This is a genomic window from Sphingomonas faeni, from assembly GCF_003053745.1.
GTDB lineage: Bacteria > Pseudomonadota > Alphaproteobacteria > Sphingomonadales > Sphingomonadaceae > Sphingomonas > Sphingomonas faeni.
The window spans coordinates 1-21,154 of the sequence record NZ_QAYE01000019.1; the positions used below are offsets into that span (position 1 = coordinate 1).

Annotated in this window: 15 protein-coding genes and 2 pseudogenes; 5 read left to right on the plus strand and 12 right to left on the minus strand. The window is 64.7% G+C overall.

Annotated features, from left to right (window positions below):
- Positions 1–113: 113 nt before the first annotated feature.
- The 4 genes and pseudogenes from C8J25_RS19440 to hflX form a co-directional block, all read left to right on the plus strand.
- Positions 114–1,055: pseudogene (locus C8J25_RS19440) on the plus strand (sensor histidine kinase); the annotation flags it as partial.
- A 4-nt stretch (positions 1,056–1,059) separates the two neighbouring features.
- Entirely contained in the window at positions 1,060–2,436 is a 1,377-nt protein-coding gene (gene ntrX, locus C8J25_RS19445; protein WP_056058755.1) for a nitrogen assimilation response regulator NtrX, read from the plus strand.
- Positions 2,437–2,513: 77 nt separating this feature from the next.
- Positions 2,514–3,080, plus strand: a pseudogene (gene hfq, locus C8J25_RS19450) (RNA chaperone Hfq); the annotation flags it as partial.
- The gene (gene hflX, locus C8J25_RS19455) at positions 3,077–4,369 is read left to right on the plus strand and encodes a GTPase HflX (protein ID WP_107955999.1); all 1,293 of its coding nucleotides are present in this window, start codon (positions 3,077–3,079) and stop codon (positions 4,367–4,369) included. The pseudogene hfq and the gene hflX, both read left to right, overlap by 4 nt.
- On the opposite strand, the gene mazG is transcribed toward hflX, so the two are convergent.
- From mazG to C8J25_RS19475, 4 genes are all read right to left on the minus strand, one after another.
- Positions 4,350–5,084, minus strand: a complete 735-nt coding sequence (mazG, locus tag C8J25_RS19460; protein WP_107956000.1) for a nucleoside triphosphate pyrophosphohydrolase — start codon at positions 5,082–5,084, stop codon at positions 4,350–4,352. The genes hflX and mazG overlap by 20 nt on opposite strands.
- Before the next feature lie 83 nt (positions 5,085–5,167).
- A complete protein-coding gene (locus C8J25_RS19465; RefSeq protein WP_107956001.1) occupies positions 5,168–5,686 on the minus strand; it encodes a GNAT family N-acetyltransferase in 519 nt (172 codons plus the stop codon).
- On the minus strand, positions 5,683–6,282 hold the full coding sequence (locus C8J25_RS19470; protein ID WP_107956002.1) for a 4'-phosphopantetheinyl transferase family protein: 600 nt from the start codon (positions 6,280–6,282) through the stop codon (positions 5,683–5,685). Before C8J25_RS19470 ends, C8J25_RS19465 begins: the two co-directional genes overlap by 4 nt.
- The gene (locus tag C8J25_RS19475) at positions 6,279–10,304 is read right to left on the minus strand and encodes a Pls/PosA family non-ribosomal peptide synthetase (protein WP_107956003.1); all 4,026 of its coding nucleotides are present in this window, start codon (positions 10,302–10,304) and stop codon (positions 6,279–6,281) included. The genes C8J25_RS19470 and C8J25_RS19475 overlap by 4 nt, the downstream gene beginning before the upstream one ends.
- Positions 10,305–10,471: 167 nt before the next feature.
- Here C8J25_RS19475 and C8J25_RS19480 point away from each other — a divergent pair, with 167 nt between their 5' ends.
- The gene (locus C8J25_RS19480) at positions 10,472–13,144 is read left to right on the plus strand and encodes a M1 family metallopeptidase (protein WP_167397782.1); all 2,673 of its coding nucleotides are present in this window, start codon (positions 10,472–10,474) and stop codon (positions 13,142–13,144) included.
- 282 nt (positions 13,145–13,426) lie between these two features.
- Here the strand turns inward: C8J25_RS19480 and C8J25_RS19485 are convergent, their stop codons facing one another.
- The 8 genes from C8J25_RS19485 to C8J25_RS19520 form a co-directional block, all read right to left on the minus strand.
- Entirely contained in the window at positions 13,427–14,008 is a 582-nt protein-coding gene (locus C8J25_RS19485; protein WP_107956004.1) for a retropepsin-like aspartic protease family protein, read from the minus strand.
- Positions 14,005–14,769, minus strand: coding sequence for an MBL fold metallo-hydrolase (locus C8J25_RS19490; RefSeq protein WP_107956005.1), 765 nt, complete (start codon positions 14,767–14,769; stop codon positions 14,005–14,007). The genes C8J25_RS19485 and C8J25_RS19490 overlap by 4 nt, the downstream gene beginning before the upstream one ends.
- The gene (locus C8J25_RS19495; RefSeq protein WP_107956006.1) at positions 14,766–15,542 is read right to left on the minus strand and encodes a TatD family hydrolase; all 777 of its coding nucleotides are present in this window, start codon (positions 15,540–15,542) and stop codon (positions 14,766–14,768) included. Before C8J25_RS19495 ends, C8J25_RS19490 begins: the two co-directional genes overlap by 4 nt.
- Entirely contained in the window at positions 15,542–17,089 is a 1,548-nt protein-coding gene (gene metG, locus C8J25_RS19500) for a methionine--tRNA ligase (protein ID WP_107956007.1), read from the minus strand. Before metG ends, C8J25_RS19495 begins: the two co-directional genes overlap by 1 nt.
- 79 nt (positions 17,090–17,168) lie before the next feature.
- Positions 17,169–18,146 (minus strand): AAA family ATPase, encoded by a 978-nt coding sequence (locus tag C8J25_RS19505; RefSeq protein WP_107956008.1) that lies wholly within the window; start codon positions 18,144–18,146, stop codon positions 17,169–17,171.
- 28 nt (positions 18,147–18,174) lie between these two features.
- Positions 18,175–19,338 carry a D-alanyl-D-alanine carboxypeptidase family protein gene (locus C8J25_RS19510; protein ID WP_107956009.1) on the minus strand — a complete coding sequence of 388 codons (1,164 nt, stop codon included), beginning with the start codon at positions 19,336–19,338 and terminating at the stop codon, positions 18,175–18,177.
- A gap of 26 nt (positions 19,339–19,364) precedes the next feature.
- The gene (locus tag C8J25_RS19515) at positions 19,365–20,096 is read right to left on the minus strand and encodes a septal ring lytic transglycosylase RlpA family protein (RefSeq protein WP_107956010.1); all 732 of its coding nucleotides are present in this window, start codon (positions 20,094–20,096) and stop codon (positions 19,365–19,367) included.
- Positions 20,080–21,066: a lytic murein transglycosylase gene (locus C8J25_RS19520; RefSeq protein ID WP_244187238.1), complete on the minus strand. Its 987-nt coding sequence runs from the start codon at positions 21,064–21,066 to the stop codon at positions 20,080–20,082. The genes C8J25_RS19515 and C8J25_RS19520 overlap by 17 nt, the downstream gene beginning before the upstream one ends.
- Between the last annotated feature and the right edge of the window lie 88 nt (positions 21,067–21,154).

The window sequence follows — 21,154 nt, forward strand, 5'->3', positions numbered from 1 at the left end:
CGCTACCCGTTACGACAAGCTCGCCGCCAACTTCCTCTCAGCCGTAGCTCTCGCAACCGCTGTCGCCTTCTGGCTGTGAATGAGTCTGAGCCCTAGGCACCGATACTGGCGGGCTGGTCGGACGGCGTCTGGTGGATGTCGCGCCCGAGCTCGACGCGATGCTTGATGGTGGCGACCGGGAAGCGATCGTCGAAGTCGGCCAGGGGAGCGAGGTTCGTACGCTTGCCGTGCGCATTGCCCGGCCGGCTACTGGCCCGATCCTGACGTTCGACGACATCACGCAGCAATTGCTCGATCAACGCCGCGCGGCCTGGTCGGACGTCGCTCGCCGGATCGCGCATGAGATCAAGAACCCGCTGACACCGATCCAGCTTGCGGCCGAGCGGCTTCAGCGTCGCTATGGTGGCAAGATCGAGGCGCAGGACGGTACGTTCTCGCGATTGACCGACACGATCATCCGCCAAGTCGGCGATCTTCGTCGCATGGTCGATGAATTCTCCTCGTTCGCGCGGATGCCGAAGCCGGTGTTCCGCGAGGAATCGCTGGTCGATGCCGCGCGCCAGGCGCTGTTCCTGCACGAGGTCGCGCATCCCGCGATCAGCTTCCAGCTGGTGCAGGACGATCCGGGTCTCACGCTGGTTTGCGACCGCCGCCAGATCGGGCAGGCGCTCACGAACATCGTCAAGAACGCGGTGGAAGCTATTGAAACGCGGGGTGAACCCGGCGGATCGGTCACGATGACATTGACGAACGATGCCAACACGGTCGGCATCGCAGTGGCGGACACCGGCATCGGGCTACCCGCGGAGCGGGACAGGATCGTCGAACCTTATGTAACGACCCGTGCCCGTGGCACAGGCCTCGGCCTTGCCATCGTCAAGAAGATCATCGAGGAGCATTGCGGCACGATCGGCTTTTCCGATCGGCCGGGGGGCGGTACACTCGTCACCATGACCTTCGACGCCAAGGCGCTGGCCGCGCTCGACCAAGGGGCATCCGCATCCGAGTTGGCTGGGGAGGGCCGACTCGACACGATGACCCGCAACCGGACATGATTTAATGGCGCTCGATATTCTCGTCGTGGACGACGAACGTGACATTCGCGAACTCGTAGCCGGCGTCCTGGAGGACGAAGGCTATGAAACACGCGACGCTGGCGACAGCGATTCCGCGCTGGAAGCAATCGCGGCGCGGCGTCCGTCGCTGGTGCTGCTCGATGTGTGGCTGCAGGGCTCGCGTCTCGATGGGCTGGAGCTTCTCGACGAGATCAAGCGTCGCGATCCGTCGATCCCGGTGCTGGTGATTTCAGGTCACGGCAACCTCGATACGGCCGTCGCCGCGATCCGCCGCGGTGCGTCTGACTTCATCGAAAAGCCGTTCGAGGCCGAACGGCTTTTGCTGATGGTTGCGCGGGCAACCGAGACCGAACGGCTCCGTCGCGAGGTGGCGACACTGCGGGCTACGGTCGGCCGCGAAACCGACTTGACCGGCAGTTCGGGCTCGATCAACGGTGTTCGCGCGACCTTGAAGCGGGTAGCTGCAACCGGCAGTCGGGTCCTCATCATGGGCGCGGCGGGAGTCGGCAAGGAAGTCGCCGCGCGCCTGCTGCACGGCTGGAGCCTGAGGACTGACGCGCCGTTCATCATCGTCAGCGCCGCGCGGATGACGCCCGAGCGCATGGACGAGGAACTGTTCGGGGTCGAGGAAGCGGGCGATCTCGTCCGTCCCGGTCTGTTCGAACAGGCGCATGGCGGCACGTTGTTCCTCGACGAGATCGCTGACATGCCGATCGCGACGCAGGCCCGCATCCTCCGCGCCCTGACTGACCAGAGCTTTACGCGGGTAGGTGGTACGCGCGTCGTCAAGGTCGACGTTCGTGTCGTCTCCGCGACGGCCCGCGACCTCGTTTTCGAAATCGCCGAAGGACGGTTCCGCGAGGACCTGTATTACCGGCTCAATGTCGTACCGGTGATGATCCCGCCGCTGTCCGATCGTCGAGAGGACATCCCCGCGCTGGTCCAGCATTTCATTGCGCATTACGCGTCCGAGCGCCGCGTGCCGACGCCGGAAATCGCGCCGGATGCGATGGTTGCGTTGCAATCCTACGACTGGCCGGGAAATGTCCGGCAGTTGCGCAACGTTGTCGAGCGCACGATCATTCTGGCGCCGGGAGACCGGATCGGGCGGATCGACCTCGACCTGTTGCCGGCCGAAGTTCTCGGCGATCAGGGCGATATCGGATCGGCCGGATCGACCGCGATCATGGGTTCACCTCTGCGGGAAGCGCGCGAGACGTTCGAGCGCGAATATCTTCGCGTGCAGATCCGACGTTTCTCGGGAAATATCTCGCGGACGGCCAGCTTCATCGGCATGGAGCGTTCGGCGCTTCATCGAAAATTGAAGCTGCTCGGCATCACCGAAACCCGCGAGGAATAGACGCCGTAATTTCGCCGCCCTCTGGATATAGCAGGGCAGCGATCATAGATCAGTACCGCGCCCGGTAACCGGGTGCATCTCCGACGCCGGGAAACGGCGCCTCGCGGGCAAAGTCCCGCCAAAAACAAAGGGTTATCCCATTGGCCGATAAACCAGGCTCGCTTCAGGATCTGTTCCTGAACGCACTCCGGCGCTCCAAGACGCCGGTCACCATGTTCCTCGTCAAGGGCGTAAAGCTCCAGGGCATCGTTACATGGTTCGATAATTTTTCCGTCCTGTTGCGCCGCGACGGCCAGTCGCAACTGATCTACAAGCATGCGATCTCGACGATCATGCCTGCTGGGCCCATGGACGTCTCGGCGATCGTCCATGCGGTGGGAGAAAACCAGAAAAAGCACCCGCTTTTGCAGGATATTTTCCTCAACGCGGTGCGAAAATCCGAAGACAGCGTGACGATGTTCCTCATCAACGGCGTCATGCTGCAGGGCCAAATCGCAGGTTTCGACCTGTTTTGCATGCTGCTCCAGCGTGAAGGCATGGCACAACTCGTCTACAAGCACGCTGTCTCGACGATCCAGCCGGCACGCCCGCTGAACCTTGCCGAAGAGCCCACTGACACGGATGAAACGGACGATGACGATTGAGTAGTGGTTTCGAACGCGATCGGGACGAGTTCACGCGTGGCGCGCGCGCGATCGTGGTGCTGCCCGACCAGGGCGACGCCACGCGCGACGTCGATGCGCGCCTGGGGGAGACCGCTGGTCTCGCCGCGGCGATCGGCGTCGAGGTGGTCGAGCGGATCGCCTACCGTGTCCGCCAGCCCAAGCCGGCTACGCTGATCGGCAGCGGGCAGGTCGAACTGCTCGCAACGCAGGTGCGCATGGAAGAGGCGGGGCTCGTCGTGTTCGACGCGAGCCTCAGTCCGATCCAGCAGCGTAATCTCGAAAAGGCGCTCGGAACCAAGGTCATCGACCGCACCGGGCTTATCCTGGAGATCTTCGGTGAGCGCGCCGCGACCGCCGAGGGGCGCTTGCAGGTCGAACTCGCGCATCTCGATTACCAGGCTGGCCGGCTCGTGCGGAGCTGGACCCATCTCGAACGTCAGCGCGGCGGTTTCGGCTTCCTTGGCGGTCCGGGCGAGACCCAGATCGAAGCGGATCGTCGTTTGATCCGCGACCGGATGGCGCGATTGAAGCGTGAGCTCGAGCAGGTCAGCCGGACGCGCGGGCTACACCGTGAACGGCGCCAGCGCGCGCCGTGGCCGGTGATCGCGCTGGTCGGCTATACCAATGCGGGTAAGTCGACATTGTTCAATCGCGTGACCGGTGCCGACGTGACGGCGGAGGATCTGTTGTTCGCAACGCTAGACCCGACGCTACGTCAGATTCAGCTCCCCGGGCTGGACAAGGCGATCCTGTCGGACACCGTCGGCTTCGTTTCTGACCTGCCGACGCAGTTGGTCGCCGCGTTCAAGGCAACTTTGGAAGAGGTCGTGTCCGCCGATCTGCTGGTCCATGTCCGTGATATCGCCCACCCGGATTCGGAGGCGCAGCGTGCCGATGTCGAGACGGTGCTGGCCGAGATCGGCGTCGACGACAATACGCCGCGGTTCGAGGTTTGGAACAAGCTCGACTTGCTCGACCCCGACGCGCACGACGAGATCGCCGGCGAAGCGGCGCGGCGCGACGACGTCGTGGCGATCTCGGCGCTGAGCGGGGAAGGGGTGCCGCATCTGATCGAGCAGATCGCGGCAAAGCTGACGGGGGCGCATCGGCGCTACCGGATCACGCTCGATGCCAGCGATGGCTCGGGCGCTGCTTGGCTGCATGCGCATGGCGAAGTGTTCGGGAGCGTCGATGACGAGCTCGAGACGACATATGACGTGCGACTGTCCGATGCGGATTACGACCGGTTCACCCGCCGCGACGTTTGACCACCTGCCATAGTTCCTCCTTCTGATCGAGGGTCATGCCGGCGAACGCATCGCCGCCGAGATCCTCGATCGCCCGGAATCGCGCCTCGAACTTCAGATTGCTAGCGCGTAATGCGCTTTCCGCGTCTACTTCGAGATGTCGCGCCCAGTTGGTCACCGCGAACAACAGGTCACCAACTTCTTCTGCAAGCTTCTCGGAAGGAGCTTCGCGAACCTCCTCGATCTCCTCGTGGACTTTCGCCAGCGGCCCGCTCGCATCCGGCCAGTCGAAGCCCACACGCCCCGCGCGTCTTTGCAACTTGTCGGCCCGCGACAGTGCCGGAAGGCCAAGTGCGACCCCCGCCAACGCGCTGCTGTCCGATTTCGCCGAACGCTCCTGCGCCTTGATCGCTTCCCATCCAGGCGACTGTTCCACGTCCCCGAATATATGCGGATGACGTCGTTCCATCTTGTCGGCAATCGAGGTCACGACGTCGGCCAGCGTGAAGGCGCCGGCTTCCTCGGCAATGCGGCTATGGAACACGACCTGAAGCAGCAGGTCGCCCAGTTCGTCCTTTAGATCCCCGGGATCGTTCCGTTCGATCGCGTCGGCGACTTCATAGGCTTCCTCGATCGTGTAGGGTGCGATCGTCGACCAGGTCTGCACACGGTCCCAGTCGCAACCTTCGACGGGATCGCGCAACCGGGCCATGATGGCGACGAGACGTTCGATCATAGAGAAGCCTTATAGAACGAGATTTTTTGATCCAGAACGTACGCCGAAACATCGAGGGCGTGGTAGATGAAGACTGGACCGTATCAGGCCGTACATCGCGCAAAAGCAGCGTCGCGTCTGCCCGTTAGGTCGTCGAGCGCCGCCCCCGCGAGGTCGAAGCGGAGTTCGTGCATGTCCATGCCGGACCGGTAGCCGCCGGGCCAGACGCTCGTCAGCTCGAACCCGCAATGCTGGAAGAACGGCGAGACTTGGGGCGAGGTGTCGACGGTGACGTAGCGCGTGCGCGGTTCGGCTGAGGTTGCGACGTCCAGCAGGCGTTCGAAGAGGAGTAGCTTGCCGAGGCCCAATCCGTGATGCGCGCGCGCGGCCATGCCCCAGAAGAGCAGCGCCTTGTTGTAATGCTCCCAGATCTCGTAGCCGCCGAACGCGCCGGGGACGCCGTCGACGTCGACCACGAATGCCGGGCCGTCGGGGTCGTCGAGCGTTTCTTCCAGCCATTCGCGGTCGCCGTCGCCGAAATACTCGGGGAGATTCGAGTCGAAGATGGCGAGGACGGCGGCGCGATCCTTGTCCTCGTAGCGGCGGGTCAGGATTCTGGTCATGGCTGGCTCCACTGCGCGATGGTTTCGATCGCGTCGCTGGTCGAACGGGTCCAGCAGCGCGAAGTGCCTTCGAAGGTCGCAGTCGCGTGGGTCGGATCGGCCACGACGGTTTCGATCGTCTCGGGGCGAATGCGGCGGGGTTCGCCGATGAGTTTCGCGTGCGCTTCCTTGATCGTCCAGCGGCGGAGCCAATTGCGGGATTGCGCGAGAGCGGGCAGGTGACGGAGCGCGTCGGCTTCGGTCTTGGTGAGCATGTCCCAGAGGGGCGGGTGGTCGTCGATGACCTCGCGGTCGACCGCGATCGGCTGGCGTGCGACGCCGATCAGGGCGCGTGCACCGCGACTCGAGAGGCTGAGATGCCAGCGGCCGGGAGCGGAAACGATCGGCGCGCCGGCCGGACTGCGTGTCAGTCGAACATCGTCTGAGTCGCCGGCGACTTTGCGGATCAGGGCGGCGGCCAGACCCTGCCGGATCGCGCGCGCATCGCCTTGCAGGCCAGCGGCGTACAGTCCGTCCTCGGCAACGCTCCACGCGACTGGCGACTGCCCGTTCCAGACGAGTGCCTCGAGTGGACCGTCGTGCCAGATCGGCGTCACGTCGCCACGGCGATCCGCGCCGGGCTCCCGTCCCAGCTCGTGCCGTCGGGGAGCGTCTCGCCTTTCATCACCACCGATAGATCGCCGAGCTGCGCGTCCGCGCCGATCTCGGCATCGTACAGCACGATCGCAAGCGAGCCGATCGTCGCGCGGTCGCCGACGCGGATCGCACCGACCTTCATCACGCGGTCCTCGAACAGGTGCGTCTGCAAGCCGGCGAAATCGTTGAGCGCGACGTCGTCGCCGATATCGACGAGGTCGTGCTCCGTCAGGTCGGTGGTGTCGATGTAGCAGCGCTTGCCGATCCGTGCGCCCATCAGGCGCAGGTACAGCGCGATCCACGGCGTTCCCCGGAGTGGTTCGAGCAAATTGGCGACGGCGAGGTTCTCGTAGGTCGCGGTCACCAGTTCGGTGCGCCAGACGAAGGGGCTCCACAGCGGCGCGGTGGTGACCTTGTAGCGACCCACGACGAGCCATTTGAGCGCGAGGACGAAGATCCCGCAGGCGAGGCAGAAGCCGACGTACAGGAACGGGAAGGTCGCAGCGACCAGCAGCCCACCATTGTCGAGATCGTCGATGTCGCCGACCACCGACAGCAGCAGGCTGAAGAACACCAGGAACGCGGTCAGCGACAAGGTGGTGCGGACCGCCTCGATCGACAGGCGCGTGGCGATCAGCGCGCGCGACGGATTGAACCGCGCGCCTTCGTCGAACATCGTGTTGACCTGTCGTACCGGCAGCTTGATCGCGGGCGAGCCGAACCAGGTGCTGCCCGCCTCGGTGGCGAGCGCGGGATCGCTCGGCGGCTTCGACAGCACGCCGACGAGCACCTCGTCGCCGATCTGCGTGCCGCTCGGTAGCAGCGCGGAGTTGCCGATGAAGCTGCGGCGGCCGATCTTGGTATGCGCGAGTTCGATCGTGCCGTGGCCGATCCGCGCGGCGCCGAAGATCACCGAGTCGGCGATGAAGCTCTCCTCGCCGATCTCGACCAGGTCCGGCACGATTGCGCTGGCGGTCGAGATTTCCGCGCGACGGCCCACCTTCACGCCGAGCGCACGGTACCACGGCACTACGTACAGAGTCGCGAAGATCGGGTGGAGCAGGCGCAGCGCGAGGTCATTGATCTGCTGCACGAACCAGTAGCGGACGTAGAACCCGCTGTTCAGTGCATAGACGGCAGGGGCGACGCGACCGAGGATCAGCCGCTTGGCCGCCACCGTCAGCACGCACATCATCACGACATAGGTGACCGCGAGCAACGGCGCGACCGCGACATAGGCATAGCCACTGGTCGCCCAGTCGATCTCCATCAGCGCGATCAGGCCCGGTGCGATCGGCAGGATTGCGACCAGCGGCAGGATCAGCGCGCACAGGAACAGGCCGATCGCCGGCCCGGCGTTGCGTGGCGCTGGGGTCGCCGGGCGGCGGGGCGCATCGCCGTCATGCGCGGCAGGCGAACCCGCCCAACGCTGGCCGGCGGGGATCGTCGTTTCGGCGGGCAGCGCGGACAGGTCGTCGAGCATCGCGTCGTCGCCAAGCGCCGCGTTGCGGCCGACTACCGCCATCGACCCGACGAACGCGCCCTTGCCGAGCTTTACCGTGCCGAGGCGGAGCAATCCGCGCTCGACCGAGCTGGTCGAGAGCACCGACTGGTCGCTGATGATCGCATCGTCGTCGGCGTGGAGCAGGTCGGCGGTATCGATGATCCCGGTGCCGATATGGACGCGCTCGCCGATCTTCGCGCCCATCATCCGGTAATAGCCGCGGATCATCGGCGTGCCCGCGAGATACGGCGTCGCGGTGACGCCGATGATCCGGCGGACCAGCCACCAGCGGAAATAATAGCTGCCCCAGAGCGGGTAATCGCCCGCCTTGAACCGTCCGACGATCAGCCATTTGAGCGCGATCGACAGGAACATCGACGCGATCGGCACGACCGTGAAGAACAGCCCGCTGAGGATCAGTGCGTCGACCCGCGGCATGTCGCCGGCGAGATGCGTGTAGGCGAGATAGGGCGAGAACCACTGGAGCCCCGCCAGCGTGTAGATCGGCAGCAGCGCGAGTGTCTGCGCGGCGACGCACAGCCGCCGCTTCCACGGCGCGATATGATGGAAGCTGGTCTCGTCGAGAATCGCGACGGGCGTGGTGCCGCCGATGCGGAGCGCCAGAGCGCGGATGGTGGGCGCGGCATAGACGTCCTCGAGCGACAGCCCTTCGAGGCCGCGCACCTTTCGCGCCGCCGAGACGAGCCGTGCGGCCTTCAGCGAATGGCCACCGAGATCCTCGAACAGGTCGTCGAGCACCGATACCGGCTGCGGCGCGAACGCCTCGGCCCAGACGCGGTGCAGGCTTTCCTCCAGCGGCGTAGCGGGTGCGACCATCTCGCGGTCCGACGTCACGGTGATCTCGGGCTTGACCAGCGCCTTGCGGTCGACTTTTCCCGAGGCCGGCAGCGTCGGCAGGTGTGACAACAACTGGTAGCCTGCGGGGCGCATGTAATTGGGGAGCCGCTCGGCGACGCGGACCTTGAGGCCGACCATGTCGATCTCCTCGGCCGGACGCGCGATCAAGAAGGCCGCGAGGAATTCGGAGCCATCGCCGTCGGTGAAGAGCTGGACGACGGTCTGCGCGACGCCGGGCCATTCGCCGATCACCGCCTCGATCTCGGCCAACTCGACGCGGAAGCCGCGGATTTTCACCTGCGTATCGATGCGCCCGACGAAATCGATGTCGCCCGCCGCGTCGAGCTTCACCAGGTCGCCCGACCGGTAGATGCGTTCGGGGGCACCGGAAGGCCCGTCGAACGGCGTCATGATGAACTTCTCGGCGGTCAGGTCGGGGCGGTTGACGTAGCCGACGCCGACGCCCGGCCCGCCGATCACGAGTTCGCCTTCCTGGCCGTCCGGGACCGGCTGCATATGCTCGTCGACCACCCAGGCGGTGTAGCCAGGGAGCGGCTTGCCGATCGTGACGCGCTGGCCGGGGAACACCTCGGTCCAGGTCGCGGTGACCGACGTCTCGGTCGGGCCGTAGGTGTTGAGCAGGCGGAGGCCCGGTCGCGCCAGCCTGCGCGGCAGGTCCGCCGGGCACGCCTCGCCGCCCATGTTGAGCAGGCGCAGCGTCGGTACCGGATGCTCGACCAGCGCGATCAGCGAGGGGACGACGTGCCAGATCGTCGTGTTTGCCTCGGCCAGCGCGATCGCCACGTCGGGCCCGCTGGTCGCCAGCGCCTCGGTTGCGACGAGCACGACCGCACCGACGAAGAACGCGCTCCACATCGTCTCGACCGACATGTCGAACGCGAGGCTGAACCCGCCGAACACGACGTCGCCGGGCGTGAGATCAAGGATCGCGCTTTCCGAGCGGACCAGGTGGCACGCGTTGCCGTGGGAGATCATCACGCCCTTGGGGCGGCCGGTCGTGCCCGAGGTGTAGATGATGTAGGCGAGGTCCTGCGGCGTTGCCCGCGTGACGTCGCGGCCGATCGGTTCGGACGGCTCCGCCGCGAGATCGCCCAGCGCGGCGTCGAGCGCGAGCGTTTTCCCCTTCAGGTTGCCAACGCGGCTAGCGACGGTGATCGTCAGCGCGGCCTCGCTGTCCTCGACGATGAAGTCGATGCGGTCCTGCGGATAGCCCCAGTCGACCGGCACATAGGCGGCGCCGGCGCGCAGCACGCCGAGGATCGCCATATACTGGTCGAGCCCGCGCGGCAGGCACAGCACGACGCGGTCGCCGCGGCCGATCCCCATCGCGCGCAGGCGGTGCGCGAGCGCGAGGCTGCGCGTGGCGAGATCGGTATAGCTCCACTCGGTCTTGCGGTCGTATTCCTCGTCCGCGCCGATCAGCCGCAGCGCGGTCGCGTCGGAATGCGCCGCGCGCGTGGCGTCGAAGATCTCGTGCAGCAGTTCATCACGGGCGTAGGGCTCTGCGGTCCGCAACGCAGGGGCGGGGGCGATCGACGGGTAAGGCGTCCTTGCTGAAATGGCGGTATCGGAAGGGCTTACCGGCGTGTCTTGCTGCATACTCAAGCCTTAGACGATGTCGAACGCCATCTGCTACTCGTCATCGGCGTGTAGGAAAACCTTCGAAATTTTCCGCCCGGCGCGATTGGAGGGCAGGGCCAGTGAAGGCTTGCAGTGCCTTCGGTGCTGACTTACACCCCTACTACACCTTCGTCGGGAATCTTCACATGCGCGCCTCATGCCTCATCGGTTTCACCGCTCTCCTGCTGTCGTCGACCGCGCATGCAAGTCCCAAGGCGATGACGGAAGCGCCCGCCAAGGCGGCGATCGTACCCGATGCGAACGCACCGAAGGGGCGTCTGTCCGATGCGGCGATACCCAAGGCGTATCGCCTCGACTTCACCATTTTGCCCGAGGCTGACCGGTTTTCGGGACATGACGAGATCGACGTCACGCTGAAGGCTGCGACAAAATCCCTCTATATTCACGGTCGCGACCTGAAGATTGGCAAGGCGGTCGCGATGGTAGGTGGCAAGGCGACCCCAGCGATCTTCACGCAGGTCGATCAGAGTGGCACGGCGCGGCTGGACTTCGCGAATGTCCTGCCTGCCGGCGCGGCGACGCTGGCGTTCGATTACACGGGCAATTTCGGGGACAGCGCCTCCGGCCTGTTCCACGTCAAGGTCGGCGATGCCTGGTACAGCTGGACGCAGTTCGAAAGCATCGATGCACGCGCTGCGTTTCCCGGGTTCGACGAGCCTGGCTTCAAGACGCCGTTCACCGTGTCCGTCACGACGCATCCAGGTCTGGTCGTGATCGGCAACGCGCCAAAGGTCTCCGTCACGAAGGTCGCCGGGGGAATGGAGAAGCACCAGCTCGCGGTTACCAAGCCACTGCCGACCTATCTCGTCGCCTTCGATACGGGGCCGTTCGTTCACCAGACCGGAACGATCCCTGCGACCCCCGAACGGCCAACGCCGATGCCGTATGGCGCCGTCGCGACGCACGCGCAGAAGGACAAGATGGGCTATGTGATGGCGGAGACACCACGCATCGTGTCCCTGCTCGAGCAATATTTTGGCGAGCCGTTCCCGTTCCCCAAGCTCGACCAGATCGGTACGCCGATCATGCCGGGCGCGATGGAAAACGCGGGCGCGGACACCTATGGCGACGGCATCATCTTCCTCTCGCCCGGCGCGACGACGTCCGACAAGCAGGCGTTCGGGATGATCGTCGCGCACGAGCTCTCGCATCAATGGTTCGGCGACCTCGTCACGCCGGCATGGTGGGACGACATCTGGCTGAACGAAAGCTTCGCCAACTGGATGGGCTATCGCATCGGCAATGCGTGGCGGCCCGAGCTTAACATCGGCGTCGGCGCGCTGGATGAGGGCTTTGGCACGATGAACACCGACGCGCTGGAGGTCGGACGCCCGATCCACCAGCCGATCACAGACAACGGCCAGATCGACTCCGCGTTCGACGGCATAACCTACGGCAAGGGCGGGCAGGTGGTCGCGATGATCGCCGCCTATCTCGGCGACGAGAAGTTCAAGGCGGGGGTCCGTCTTCACCTCAAGCGTCATGCGTATGGCAATGCGACATCCGAGCAGTTCTTTCGATCGATCTCGGATGCGGCGAAGGATCCGCGCGTGCTGTCTGCACTGAAATCGTTCGTCGACCAGCAGGGCGTTCCGGTCATCGACGTCCGGCGGCAGGATAACGGCATCGTCGCGTCCCAGTCGCGCTATGCCTTCCTGGGATCGTCTCCGCCGCCGTTGAGTTGGACGATCCCGTTCTGCGTTCGGGTCGGCGCGGCGAAGCAATGCACGCTGCTCGACAAGACCACAACGTCGATCGTCGCGCCCGCCTCGGGCTTGATAATGCCGAACGTCGGCGGTGCGGGCTATTACCGTTTCGACATGGCACCGGCGGATTGGCAGGCGTTGATCGCGGCTTCGGGCACGTTGTCCCCGGGCGAGGCGCTCGCCACTACAGACAGTCTGTGGGCGGCTTTCCGCGCTGGCAAGGCACCGGCCGCATGGCTGTTCGCGGAAGCGCGTGCGGTCGCAGCAAATCCGGACTCGACCGCCAGCATCGACGGCGGCCGGCGAATTGCCGGTTTGCGCTCGCGGGGGCTCATCTCGGCCGCTTCACTGCCCGCCTACCGCGCGCTGTTAGCCTCGATCTACACACCGCGCCTGACCGCACTTGGGTTCAACCCGGCAGCGGGCGCCTATGCAAAGGATGATCCAGGCCGGCAGAACCTGCGCCACGAACTGGTCAATCTCGTCGCGGACGATGCGCGCGATCCCGCCGTCCGCAACAAACTGAAGTTAGCGGGGGAAAAGTATCTGGCGGGCGACACCGCGGCGCTCGACTCCGGCTTTCTCGGGGCTGCATTGACCGTGGTGGCAGAGGAGGGCGGTCTGCCCGCTGCGAAGATGCTGGTCGACAAGGCGTTATCGAGCGAGGATCCGGGCTTCCGCCAAGCTGCTCTCGGTGCCGCTGCGTCCAGTGGGCGGCCCGACGCCGCCAATTATCTCCTGTCGCTCGAAGACAAGCGGATGCGGAGCTATGACAGGATCGGGCTGATCTTCGGCGTCGCGGGCAATGCGGAAACGCGCGATCTCGGCATCGACTGGATCCTGGCGAACTACGACAAGCTTCTCGCCGGTGGCAACGGCATCTTCATTACCAGCCGCCTGCCGCAGGCGCTCGCAGTCCAGTGCGGTGCGGATCAGGCGGACCGGATCGATGCCAAGGTCGGCGCCTCGATCCGCAAGGCTAACGTCGGATTGCTCAACTACGAGCGCACTCTGGAAAGCATCCGCCATTGCGGTGTGTTGCGCCAAGCGAAGTCCGCGGAGATCGCCGCAGCGCTTGCCAGCGCGAGGTAGCGCGCAAAGAGAGGGGCTGAGGCAGCGTGGTGCTGCCTCAGCCTTTTCATATGCCGGACGATACCTTCGATACGGTATCGTGCCGGATCGGTGGCACCGTCATTGCAGCGTTCATCGTTGAACCGCATACGCTGAGCCAGGGATGAGCGCTCATGACGAGCAGGGCGTCGTCATCACACGTAAGCTGTTTGGGCTATCAAGACGCCTAGGAACAACTCAAATATCAACCGAAGTACCTCAAACAATCAAAGGTCGATAATAGACATTATGTTAAATAGAGGATCATGGTGGCGAGAGGATCAGCGTCTTTCCGACGACCCGCCATGAACCCAGCCGCGACAGAAAATTCATGCCGAGGATGTCCGTCTCTTCGAAGGCCGGCGACGTCACGATTCCCAGGTCGGTCATGACGATATTTCCGACGGCTACGCGTTTCGCAGTCGCCGACCGTGCGGTGACCTGGCCGTTGGCAGTTGAGAGAATTACGGGAAACGGACTTTCGCTCAGGTCGAGGCCAGCCGCTTTGGCGGTCTGCGTCGACAATGCCGTCGTAGTGGCGCCGCTATCGATCAGCATGCGCCGACCGACCCCGTTGATCTCCACGTCCGCCCAGAAATGACCGTCGTCAGCCATGCGTATGCGCGTTTCGGTTCCGCTGACCTGTTGGTCCTCGAACATCGCAATGACACCGGACAGACGATCCCGTTGACTTGCGATTAGTAGACCGACAGCGAAGATGCCTACCCATGCCAGCGCCATCTTGAGCATCGGCTTGACGGCGCTTCGCCTGGCAACCAGCGCCGACAGCGGCAGGATCAGCATCACGGCATACAGCGCGAACTGGGCTGCACGGTCTGCGGTCATGCGTCGAGCACGAGCCCGTCATATCCGGGCTCGACGCCCTTCGGAAGTTCGGCAACCAGGCTCGCATAGTCCATGCTGTGATCCATATGGATAAGCGCGGTACGCCCCGGCAGCAGTCGGTCGACCCATCCGAGTACGGCCGGCAATTCCATATGCGTCGGATGCGGTCGTCGTCGCAACGCATCGACGACCCAAACGTCGAGCCCTTCGTAAAGCTTGGCCATATCGTCGGTCATGATATTGAAATCGGTAGCATATCCGATCGAAGCGCCACCCGCTTCGAACCGCAATCCAGCCGCGTGGACGTTACCGTGAGGTTGATCGGTAACACGAATTTCGATCCCGCCTACCGTCAGCCGATCGGGTAGTGTTTGTGCCGCGATCGTCGGCGGGTAGCCGGCTCGGCCATGGAATGCATAGGTGAAACGCGAGTCCAGCGCCGCGAGCGTGGCGGGTCGCGCATAGCCGCGTACCGGCGTTCCCGCAGCGTGGTAGAGCTGGCGCAGGTCGTCGATACCGTGACAGTGATCCGCATGATCGTGCGTCCAGATAACGGCGTCGACCCGGTCGACGTTGGCCGCGAGAAGTTGCTCGCGCATGTCCGGGCTCGTGTCGATCAGGATGCGCGTACCATCATGCTCGATCAGCGCGGACGCGCGCGTGCGGCGGTTGCGTGGTTCGGCAGGGTCACAGTCGCCCCAATCGTTGCCGATCCGCGGGACGCCGGACGACGTGCCCGATCCGAGGATGGTGATCCTCATGCGCGCGTCTTGCCGAACAGCGTGTGGAAATTCTCGGCCGTACGGCGCGATAAGTCTTCGACATCCTCACCGCGCAAGTCGGCCAGGAATTTCGCCGTGTCGGCGACGAAGCCGGGCTCTCCGGTCTTGCCACGATGCGGTACAGGCGCGAGAAACGGTGCGTCGGTCTCGATAAGAAGTCGCTCGATGGGCAAGCGCGCGGCCGTCTCTTGCAGATCACGTGCGTTCTTGAACGTGACGATACCCGATATCGAGATATAAAGGCCCATGTCCAACGCCTTGTCGGCGAAAGCTCCGCTTGCGGTGAAACAGTGGATGACGCCGGGATAGGCCCCCTTCCCCATTTCCTCGGCCATGATCGCGGCGGTATCATCCTCGGCATCGCGGGTGTGGACGACGATCGGCAACCCGGTCTCGCGCGATGCCGTTATGTGCGCGCGAAAGCTCGCTTGCTGGCGGGCGCGATCCGACGTGTCGCGGAAATAATCCAGGCCACTCTCGCCCAGCCCCACCACGCGAGGATGGCGTGCCCGCGCGATCAGCTTGGCGGCATCGACATCGGGATAGGTGTCGGCCTCGTTCGGATGGATGCCGATCGTAGCCCATACATCAGGCTCACGCTCGGCGGTCGCGACGATATCATCCCACTCGCTCTCGCGGGTCGAGATGTTCAGCATCGCCGTCACGCCCCGCGCTCGCGCCCGTGCAAGTACGGCTTGCTGATCCTCGACGAGCCCCTTGTAGTTGAGGTGGCAATGGCTGTCGGCGAGCATCAGGCCTCCGCGGGCAGTTCGAGACGGGGGAAGACGGGGGATGGCGGCGTAATCCGGAAGTCGGACGCAGCCACCCGGTCGTACCAGCGATCATCGTCGATCGCGGCATGATCGCGCTCGACCGCGCCGATCTGATCGAGCACCTTACCGGCGGAGTTCGGCACGACCGGCAGGATCGCGATCGCCAGCATGCGGATCGCGCGCACCAGCGTGCGTAACACGGCGTGCATCCGATCGGGATCGGTCTTGCGCAGTGCCCACGGCGCCTGTGCGTCGATATACTGGTTGCAGGCGAAGACGCCGCGCATCCAGGCCTCGATACCCTGCGACAAGGCCAGATCAGTAAAGCCTGCCTTGAAGCCGGCACATGCGACGATGACCTCCTCGATCAACATGCCATCCGCTTCCTGGACCGTGCCAGCAGAGGGAAACACGCCTTCCAAGTTCTTCGCGATGAAGGACAAAGTCCGCTGCGCCAGATTGCCGAAGCTGTTCGCCAGCTCGGCGTTCACACGGGTCACGATTGCCTCGGGAGAATAGCTCCCGTCCTGACCGAAGCTGACCTCCCGTAAGAAGAAATACCGTAGTGCGTCGACGCCGAACGCGTCCGCCAACGCCATCGGATCGACGACGTTGCCGACAGACTTCGACATCTTTTCGCCGCGTGTGAGCAGGAAGCCGTGACCGAACACGCTTTTCGGCAGCGGAATGTTCGCGGACAACAGGAACGCGGGCCAGTAGACCGCGTGGAAGCGGACGATATCCTTGCCGATCAGATGGATATCGGCGGGCCAGAACTTCGCCTTGTCGCCCGTCATGTCGGGATAGCCGATACCGGTCAGGTAGTTCGTCAGCGCGTCGACCCACACATACATGACGTGCCCGGGGCTGTCGGGCACCGGCACGCCCCAGTCGAAGCTGGTACGCGACACCGACAGATCCTTAAGACCACCCTCGACGAAGCGCATCACCTCGTTGCGGCGGCTTTCGGGGCGGATAAAGTCCGGGTTGGCGGCGTAGAGATCGAGCAGGGGCTGCTGGTATTTCGACAGGCGGAAGAACCACGTTTCCTCGGCGGTCCATTCGACCGGCGTACCTTGCGGCGAACGGCGATCATCGCCCTCCCCGGTCAGTTCCGATTCATCATAGAACGCCTCGTCGCGAACCGAATACCAGCCCTCGTAGCGATCGAGATACAGATCGCCCGAGTCCGCCATAGCCTGCCAGATCGCACGGCTTGCGGCGTAGTGATCCGTGTCCACGGTACGAATGAAACGGTCATAGGAGATGCCAAGACGATCGGCCATCACGCTGAAATGCGAAGACATCTCATCTGCGAATGCGCGTACCGGAATGCCCCGGTCGCGCGCGGCCTGCGCCATCTTCAGACCGTGCTCGTCGGTACCGGTCTGGAACAGCACGTCGCGTCCCGCTTGACGTTGGAACCGGGCGATCGCGTCGGCGGCGATCATCTCATAGGCATGGCCGATATGCGGACGGCCATTGGGATAGTGGATCGCGGTGGTGATATAAAAGGGGTCGGCCATGCCGCGCTCCTAGAGCATCGGTCCGATCAGGTGAAGCCCGCGCTATAGCCCGGCCGAGATGCTTGGACGATTCCGCTGCTTACTGGCGCAGCGACGCGACGATCCCGGCCATTTCAAAGACGGTCGCCTGCGCATCCAGCGAAAGTCCAACCGCCGCGCCGGCGAGATCGCGCGCAGCCGCATGGGCATCGAGCGCGGTACGCAAAGCGGGTCCGGATCGCGTGCGCGCCTGGTCGGCGACAAAGGCTTGCGCGCGGTCCAGGAACGCCTCGTATCGCGGTTGCGAGGTCTTGCTCCCCAGCGCTTTTGCCAATTTGAGGCGGCGGCCATTGTCGCGGTCACCGTCACTCGCGATATCGGCAAGCGCGCTGTCGATGCCGGCGATGTCCAGGCCGGCATAGCGTAGCGCCCTGCCCGGCGCCCCGTCGCTGGCACGGACTAGCGCGGCGACCTCTTCGTCATCCGCTTCGGGACGGAGTGCGCGGATCGCCTTCGTCACCTCGTCTTGACCCAGTGCTTCGAACCGCAGCAATCGGCACCGCGACCGGATCGTCGGCAGCAGTTGCCCGGGTGCGTGGCTGACGAGCAGGAATATCGTTCCAGCGGGCGGCTCCTCGAGGTTCTTGAGCAACGCATTGGCACCGCCGCGTTCGAGATCGTCGATCGCATCGATCACCACCACGCGGCGCGCACTCATCGATGGCGTCGTCGCGAACAGCGGCTGGAGCGTGCGGACCTGCGCGATGGTGATGCTTCGCGCCAGGTCCTGGTCGGGTTTCTCCGGATCCTTCGGAAGACGCGCGAGCACACGGTAATCCGGGTGAGACCCCGCCTCGATCAATGACCGCGTGCGGTCGCCCTGCGGCACGTCGAACCCAGCCGGAGTGGCATCGGGATTGGCGCCGTCAGCCAGCATTCGCATCGCCGCTAGCCGCGCGAAACTCGCTTTGCCGACACCTTGCGGTCCGGTCAGCAGCCAGGCGTGATGCAACGCGCCGCCACGCATCGCCGCAAGGAAAGCGGACTGCGCGGCGGCGTTGCCGAATATCTCAGTCATGCCCGTCGCGCGTCCGGGACATGCATCGTCATCCGAAGAACCCGGTCAGGCCTGCCCAGGCACGACCGAAGAAGCCGGCTACGGCGACATCCTTGTCTGCGACTAGCGGCATGCGCTGCTGCAGGCCGTCCGACGTCGTTACGACGAGATCCGCAATGTGCTGGCCAGCCTTGATCGGCGCCTTGATCGGGCCCTCATACACGACCTTGGCAGTAAGGTTCGGCGAGGTACCGGCGGGCAGCGTCACGGTCAGTGCCTTGGGCGCGACGAGACCGACCGACGAGGCATCGCCGAGCTGGACCGCTGCGGTCTCGACCTTCTTGCCCTTGGCGACGATCGGCTTCGACTGCCATGCGCGAAAGCCCCACTCCATGAATCGCACTGATTCCTCCGCGCGCTGCCCCGCGCTTGTCAGGCCGGCGACTACCATGACCAGGCGGCGTCCGTTTTGCACGGCCGAGCCGGTGAAGCCGTAGCCCGCCTCCTCGGTATGCCCGGTCTTCAGGCCATCGGCACCGGCGACGCGACCGAGGATCGGATCGCGGTTTGCCTGGGTGATGGCGCTGCCGCCCATCGTCTTACCCCAGGTGAAGTCGCGCTTCGAGTAGAACTGCCTGTAGAGGTCTGGATAGTTGTTGATCGTCGCGGCTGCGAGTTCCGCAAGGTCATGTGCAGTGACGTAGGTGACGCCGTTGTCGGGCCAGCCGTTCGCGGTGCCGAAATGGCTGTCCTTGAGGCCGAGTTCGGCGGCCTTGCGGTTCATACGCTCGGTGAAGGCCTGTTCGGAACCGGAGATCCCTTCGGCAAGCACGATGCACGCGTCGTTACCCGATAGTGTGACGATGCCGTAAAGCAGGTTGGCGACGCTGACGTTCTCACCGGACGACAGGAACATCGTCGAACCGGCGGTCGGGCCATGCCATTTCGCCCAGGTCTCGGGGCGCACGGTCATCATCTGGTCGAGCTTCAGCTCGCCCTTCTTGACCATGTCGAACGCGACATACACCGTCATCATCTTGGCGAGCGACGCGGGCGGCATGCGGCGGTCGGCATCACGCGAGAACAACACCGCGCCTGAGGACAGGTCTTCCATGTACGCGATCGGCGCGGCGGTCTGGAACTGCGGCGCAGCGGCGATGGACGGATGCGCCAGCGCGAGGGCGGCAAGCGGTGCGACGATCAGCTTCTTCATGGGGTATTCCGTGAGCAAAAGGGAACTCAATCCGTGGGCAGGACCTGGGCATCGCCATAGCCGCGCTCGGCGACCGCGTCACGCGCGCGTTGCAGGCTGATAACATCTTTGAACGGGCCGATGCGGACGCGGTACAGGCCACCGCCTTCGACAACGTCGGCATTGAGGCGCTTGGCCAATGCGGCAGCGCGCGCTTCGTTCGAGAAGGTCGCGACCTGCAACAGATACCGACGGCCAGGTACCAGCGTCACCGGTGCACGAGACGGCAGGGTGTCGACGCTCATCGCGCGGGTATAGGCGGCGGGTTGCAGGGCGACCGCCTTACCCGCCCGCAGCAGCGAGGCATCCCGCAGGGACGGCACGATCGCACGGATACGGACGGTTGCGACCTGATGGCGGTCGGTGCCGAGCATGTGCGCCGCGGCACGGGACAGGTCGATCATCCGGTCACGACGACCGGGGCCGCGGTCATTGATGCGGACCAAGATCGACCGGCCGGTCTCGATCGAGGTGACTTCGACGAAAGACCCGAGCGGCAGCGTGCGATGCGCCGCGGTCATCGCATCCGGATCGAACGCTTCGCCCGATGCCGTGCGGTTGCCCGACAATTCGTCGCCGTACCAGCTTGCCGTGCCGGTATCCTGATAGCTGCCGTACAGTCCGCCGCCAGCCGACAGGATCGCGCCACCGCTTTCGCGCGCGTGACCACAGGCGGCGAGCGCGAACGCCAGGCTCAGGGCCCTAGCGCTCGACCGCATCGGCCAGCAACCCGACCGACAGCGCATAGAAATTCGAACAATTGTAATCGAGGATCACGCGGTAGTTGCTGGTCAGCAGATACGCGGTCGCGCCCGGGCCATCCGGTTCGAGCAACGTCGCCATCACCGAACCATCCAGCGCTCTACCGCTTTGCGGGCTGACCCCCAACGCGCGCCACTCGGCGATCGTCCGCCAGCCGCTATGCCGTTCGAACACGCGCGGGCAGCGCGGCGAGACGAGGCGGTTGCGGACCTGCGATCGGTCGAACCCCGTGGGTACGTTGACCGCGACACCCCAGGGCTGGCCGGCGCGCCAGCCAGCATCGACGAAATAGTTGCCGATCGATGCGAGCGTATCGGCGGGGCTGTTCCAGATATCCGCGCGGCCATCGCCGTCGCCGTCTCGTGCGATCCGCAGGTAAATTGACGGCAGGAACTGCGGGTTGCCCATGGCCCCTGCCCAGCTTCCCTTCAATTGCGACCGCGTCACGCCGCGATCGAGCATCTTCAATCCGGCAATGAACTCGCCCGCGAACAGCGACCTCCGCCGGCCTTCATAGGCAAGGCTCGCGAGCGACCGCAGGAGGTCGAAGTCCCCGGTGTAGCTGCCGTAGTTCGTCTCATGGCCCCAGATCGCGACCATGACTGATTCCGGAACGCCGGTCTGCTGCTCGATCCGCTGCAGCCGATAGCGTTGCGCCTGATAGGTCTGGCGACCGCGAGCGATCCGCGCCGCGTCGACATGCTGCGTGCGATACGGCGCGAAGGCGGGTATCGCGCTGGAGTTCGTTGCGCCCGGCTGTGCCCGGTCGAGTTCGATCACGCGGGGGTTGAGCGTCAGCGTCGGAAAGACCGCATCCGCCGTACGCGCGCTGACACCATCGGCCAGCGCCTGCTGACGCAGTTCGCGCATATACGACTGAAACCCTGCGTCGTCCTGCGCGACCGCCGGTCCGCCGACGGACAGCATTGCGATCACACCGAAAGCGCCGTTGCGCAGCCAAGTCGCTGCTCGTGTTACCCCACCCATGCCGGAGGATGTGCCACAGACGACAGTG

Coding starts and splice junctions, on each gene's coding strand:
- ntrX (WP_056058755.1), top strand. CDS start 1,060: ATGGCGCTCGATATTCTCGTCGTGGACGACGAACGTGACATTCGCGAA.
- C8J25_RS19465 (WP_107956001.1), bottom strand. CDS start 5,686: ATGACCAGAATCCTGACCCGCCGCTACGAGGACAAGGATCGCGCCGCC.
- C8J25_RS19515 (WP_107956010.1), bottom strand. CDS start 20,096: ATGCGGTCGAGCGCTAGGGCCCTGAGCCTGGCGTTCGCGCTCGCCGCC.
- C8J25_RS19480 (WP_167397782.1), top strand. CDS start 10,472: ATGCGCGCCTCATGCCTCATCGGTTTCACCGCTCTCCTGCTGTCGTCG.
- mazG (WP_107956000.1), bottom strand. CDS start 5,084: ATGATCGAACGTCTCGTCGCCATCATGGCCCGGTTGCGCGATCCCGTC.
- C8J25_RS19475 (WP_107956003.1), bottom strand. CDS start 10,304: ATGCAGCAAGACACGCCGGTAAGCCCTTCCGATACCGCCATTTCAGCA.
- C8J25_RS19485 (WP_107956004.1), bottom strand. CDS start 14,008: ATGACCGCAGACCGTGCAGCCCAGTTCGCGCTGTATGCCGTGATGCTG.
- C8J25_RS19490 (WP_107956005.1), bottom strand. CDS start 14,769: ATGAGGATCACCATCCTCGGATCGGGCACGTCGTCCGGCGTCCCGCGG.
- C8J25_RS19520 (WP_244187238.1), bottom strand. CDS start 21,066: ATGCTGTCCGTCGGCGGACCGGCGGTCGCGCAGGACGACGCAGGGTTT.
- C8J25_RS19505 (WP_107956008.1), bottom strand. CDS start 18,146: ATGACTGAGATATTCGGCAACGCCGCCGCGCAGTCCGCTTTCCTTGCG.
- C8J25_RS19495 (WP_107956006.1), bottom strand. CDS start 15,542: ATGCTCGCCGACAGCCATTGCCACCTCAACTACAAGGGGCTCGTCGAG.
- C8J25_RS19510 (WP_107956009.1), bottom strand. CDS start 19,338: ATGAAGAAGCTGATCGTCGCACCGCTTGCCGCCCTCGCGCTGGCGCAT.
- metG (WP_107956007.1), bottom strand. CDS start 17,089: ATGGCCGACCCCTTTTATATCACCACCGCGATCCACTATCCCAATGGC.